The sequence below is a fragment of the Spirulina sp. 06S082 genome, assembly GCF_034932145.1.
In the GTDB taxonomy this organism is placed as follows: Bacteria; Cyanobacteriota; Cyanobacteriia; order Cyanobacteriales; family Spirulinaceae; genus CCY15215.
On sequence record NZ_JAYGHV010000234.1, the window covers coordinates 1 to 3,783 of the forward strand.

Sequence of the window (3,783 nt, forward strand, 5' to 3'; positions counted from 1 at the left end):
CCCGCTCATACAAATAAATTTAACCGTAGAGAGCTTAATCCTATATATCAGATTAACTCCCACAAGGTATTAATCAGAACTTTGCCTAGAGATGCTTTGTCTGATTGTAAAATTACTTGGACAGATTTTATCCAAAGGATGGGTGTACCTCGCGATCCAAGAACAGGCCAAACATATTCTGAGTTTGCTATTCCTCCTTTAGAAGAAACACAGAAATAGTAGTTTGGGTGCAAAACAGAAATACAATCAGTAAATGGTTCTCTTGCTTCCTAATTTTGTCCGGAGTATTGAGAGAAGAAAAAATATTAACTTCTTAAAGTTTTTTTCCCTGACTTTATAAAAAAATTATATTGTTGTATAAAAATATTTTGTAAGTCCTCAAAAGGAATTTTGATTCCCTTCATTTCCGATGTAGTATAAATTTTAAGTGCTTCAATATAAGCTAATCCCAAAGCAAGAGTCAAAGTTGCAGCCGTTGAACCTGAAATAAATCCTCCTACGGTTGTTCCTATACCGGGCAAGAATTTCAGCAGATTACTAACAATACTTTTTCCTATCAATGCCATTGTACTTTGTCCACCAATTGCAGATATAACCGCAGTAATAAATTCACGATTAAAGGGAATTCCAAAAAAATTGGTAATATGGGTGAGCATTGTGATTTGTATCGCTGCCAAAATAGGTGCATCGGAAAAAGGAATAGGGGAAAAACCTACCCCAAATGTTCCTGCTGCATACGCTGTCACATACAAAAATGCCTCTTTTGCTTTACATTCAACACTGACCTTCTGTTCTCGGGCAAAAGACTTTTTTGCGATTTCTGGGAGTAGTAAAAAAGTTGCTTCAACTAATTCACTGAGACCATGAGACTCAATGGGAGGAAAATCATCATGCACTTTTTTCGGTTCTGCTAAAACAGGAACAATGCACTTAACAGGTAATTTTTTTGATTGGAGAAATTTATAAAATTCACTTCCTTGTTTGCTGGGAGATTGAGTTAGAACAAGAATGATAGAGATATTTTTTTCGGCTAAACTAATAATCCATTCTTCTTCCACTTTTTCAAATCTATTCGCTCCGTGATTAATACAATACCAAATTGCATGAATATGTTTTTTTTCATTTAATTGATTTGTTTGATCGATCAAATCTGAGACTTCTTGCTTAACTTGTTTGATTTGCTCACCTGAAAGCTCTAGACCAGGAGTATCATAAATTGTAATAGGATAATCTTTTCTTTTATACTGTTTAATTCCTTGGGTTATAGGATGACCAACACCTGCTGCTGCTAAGGCATCTCCAAAGACAGTATTCAATAGGGTACTTTTCCCAATTCCTGTTTTTCCAATCACTAATACATTACATTGACCTAGTTCTTTGAGAGCATTTTGGTTGATGTGTTGAGCTTTATCTAATAAATCTTGTAAAGAAAAGTCACGAATTGATTTTTCTGGAGAATACTCTAATGATGAGTTGAATTCCTGAGAAATTCTTGAGTTTAAGTCATTTTGTTTTGATTCTGATATTTCAAGATATATTTCCCGTTGATTTTCGCTAATTACATCTGTATTTTTTGATTCTTTATTTGTAAACGTAGACATGAAAGAATCAATTTCATCATCTAGTGTATCTTCTGAATCATTAATCAATAATTTATGAGTGTTGGATGCAATATTATATTCTTCATACCAAGCTAATGTTTTACTTCCTAGGAGTTTGCCATAGATTTTAAGCTGATTAGCGCTAACAATAGCTAAATGCCTAACAACAGAATGAATAGAAGATTTTAATTGTTCTTCATTAGCTGATTGCTTCATTTCAGCTATAATCTCTAAAATTCCAGAGTTAAGAGCAGCTTTGATGTTAACTTCTTTTTGTTGTAAAAGATAGTTCATAACAGAGGCGATCGCATCCGTGTTACCTTGTTTCGCAAGCTGCATTAGAGACGGCTTATTCATCGTCGTATTTACCTCAAATCAAATTATACGATCGCAAATTCTGTAAATTGACGAGTTTCAGGAGCGTGAAAAGCCAAAACAATATCGGTTTTGAGAACTCCCTCCTTTAATAATTCATCTGCAATTCCTTCTTCCGTCCAATCTTCCTCAATATAAATTTTCTCATTTTTGATGCGAATATAAACAGTAATTCCTCGAATTTTGCGATCGTCATTCCAACCCGTTTGTAACCAAAGATATTGATCTCGATGCTCATCAAAAGCCAAGATACTATCAACCCCAGAAGGATTAGGTGTTTTTGAAGCAAGTTCCTCATACCTGCTGAGGATTTTTTGTACTAAAATGCGATATTGAGTTAGTTTATCCATTTAACAATTTCCTCCTTTTTGAGATTGACAACAATTAACATGAGTTGAGTTTCATTTTGAATTGTTTGAATTGCTTTTTGGAGAAAAAATGATTGATAAATACTACGGCTAATTCCCAAGTAAACTTTAGCTTCAGGTAAAACAGATTTTAAAAGAGTTCGATAAATAATATATTGACCCAGTGCTGTTTCAAATTCACGCATTGGAGAACGGCCGAGAAAACTTTTGATTTCAACAATAATCTGCTCTCCATCGCGCTCTACTTCTAAAGTTCGTCCAGCAAGCAGATCGGCAAACAACTGAATTTCTTCATACTTAATTGTATAAGGATCGTGAATGATTTTCCAGCCATCCTTAATCAACGCATTTTTAATGGCCTCGTGATGAGTATCTCGTGCAGGCATTTCCTTGCAGCTTATCCTAATCACTCATAATCTGAGGAACTTGGAAAAAGCGATCGCTGCGATCGGGTGCTGCATTCAACATTTCCTCTTGTTCCAAAGAAGGATCTAAGCGATCGGGACGAGTCACATTACTGGTCTCGATCGCCCGTGTTGTAGGTTGAATATCGGTAGTATCGAGTTCGCTGAGTTGCTCGAAATAGTCAAGGATACTACTCAATTGACGAGTGAAGGACTCTTCTTCTGCTTCAGTGAGTTCCAAGCGAGCGAGATGAGCAACTTTTTGGACTTGTTCGCGATCGAGCATTTCTTTTTAGTGAATAGTAAATAGTGATTAGTGAGGAAGTTAGAAGAAAATATCCATTTCCGATCGCCCGGTGGTTTTGAGCCAGTTTTGCGCTTCAATGTAGTTATTAGGGGCAATGCGAATAGCTTGTTTCCAATATTCCGCAGCGCGATCGAACAGAGCTTCCGCTTCTTCTGCTTGACCATCATCTTTAGCGTGTTCCCCTTGATAATGATAAATAACCGCGACATTATTTAGGGCTTGGGGCATTTTGGGATTAAGCTCGATCGCCTCGTGGTAGAATTCGAGGGCTTTGTAATGTTCGCCGTTGCTGGCATGAATTAGCCCAATATTGTAGAGAATATAACTGCGATCGTTGGGGTCATCTTCTAGGGTCAAGGCTTCATTATAGTTATCTAAGGCTTCTGCGTATTCTCCATCCGCTTGTGCAGCCATACCATCTCGATAATACGCAAAGGCTCTTTTTGCATTTTGATTAGTGGGCAGTACCTTGAGGATAATATCTGCCATTACCGTGAAACTTTTATCGATAAAATTATCGTTACGCTGTGTCCGAGGCATCGTTTTTAACTCGTGGGTGATAATCGCTTTCCTATTGTAGGGCGATCGGTTGCATCCAGCGCAATCGCTGCAATATTTTCTCCATTAGTTATCCGACTCCGGAAACCTCCCCATTCTCCCACACTCCCCACACTCCCCACACTCCCCACACTCCCCACACTCCCCACACTCCCCACACTCCCCACACT

At 37.6% G+C, this 3,783-nt stretch carries 7 protein-coding genes; 1 reads left to right on the forward strand and 6 read right to left on the reverse strand.

Translation table 11 applies throughout. The annotated features are described in order from the left end of the window. The coding region (locus VB714_RS14965; RefSeq protein WP_323225411.1) for a hypothetical protein at nt 1–219 on the forward strand (219 nt) is incomplete at its 5' end. Between the two features lie 86 nt (nt 220–305). Here VB714_RS14965 and VB714_RS14970 read toward each other — a convergent pair. From VB714_RS14970 to VB714_RS14995, 6 genes are all read right to left on the reverse strand, one after another. Continuing rightward, nucleotides 306–1,958: a YcjF family protein gene (locus tag VB714_RS14970; RefSeq protein ID WP_323225412.1), complete on the reverse strand. Its 1,653-nt coding sequence runs from the start codon at nt 1,956–1,958 to the stop codon at nt 306–308. Nucleotides 1,959–1,981: 23 nt separating this feature from the next. Continuing rightward, nucleotides 1,982–2,326 (reverse strand): XisI protein, encoded by a 345-nt coding sequence (locus tag VB714_RS14975; protein ID WP_323225413.1) that lies wholly within the window; start codon nt 2,324–2,326, stop codon nt 1,982–1,984. After that, a complete protein-coding gene (locus VB714_RS14980; protein ID WP_323225414.1) occupies nt 2,314–2,730 on the reverse strand; it encodes a XisH family protein in 417 nt (138 codons plus the stop codon). The genes VB714_RS14975 and VB714_RS14980 overlap by 13 nt, the downstream gene beginning before the upstream one ends. Before the next feature lie 16 nt (nt 2,731–2,746). After that, nucleotides 2,747–3,034, reverse strand: a complete 288-nt coding sequence (gatC, locus tag VB714_RS14985) for an Asp-tRNA(Asn)/Glu-tRNA(Gln) amidotransferase subunit GatC (protein ID WP_323225415.1) — start codon at nt 3,032–3,034, stop codon at nt 2,747–2,749. Nucleotides 3,035–3,073: 39 nt separating this feature from the next. Further along, nucleotides 3,074–3,595 (reverse strand): photosystem I assembly protein Ycf3, encoded by a 522-nt coding sequence (locus VB714_RS14990; RefSeq protein ID WP_204104910.1) that lies wholly within the window; start codon nt 3,593–3,595, stop codon nt 3,074–3,076. A 5-nt stretch (nt 3,596–3,600) separates the two neighbouring features. After that, the coding region (locus VB714_RS14995; RefSeq protein ID WP_323225416.1) for a hypothetical protein at nt 3,601–3,783 on the reverse strand (183 nt) is incomplete at its 5' end.

Bases quoted from the DNA above. Each gene is read 5' to 3' on its own strand.
- gatC (WP_323225415.1), bottom strand. From the start codon at position 3,034: ATGCTCGATCGCGAACAAGTCCAAAAAGTTGCTCATCTCGCTCGCTTG.
- VB714_RS14980 (WP_323225414.1), bottom strand. From the start codon at position 2,730: ATGCCTGCACGAGATACTCATCACGAGGCCATTAAAAATGCGTTGATT.
- VB714_RS14975 (WP_323225413.1), bottom strand. From the start codon at position 2,326: ATGGATAAACTAACTCAATATCGCATTTTAGTACAAAAAATCCTCAGC.
- VB714_RS14970 (WP_323225412.1), bottom strand. From the start codon at position 1,958: ATGAATAAGCCGTCTCTAATGCAGCTTGCGAAACAAGGTAACACGGAT.
- VB714_RS14990 (WP_204104910.1), bottom strand. From the start codon at position 3,595: ATGCCTCGGACACAGCGTAACGATAATTTTATCGATAAAAGTTTCACG.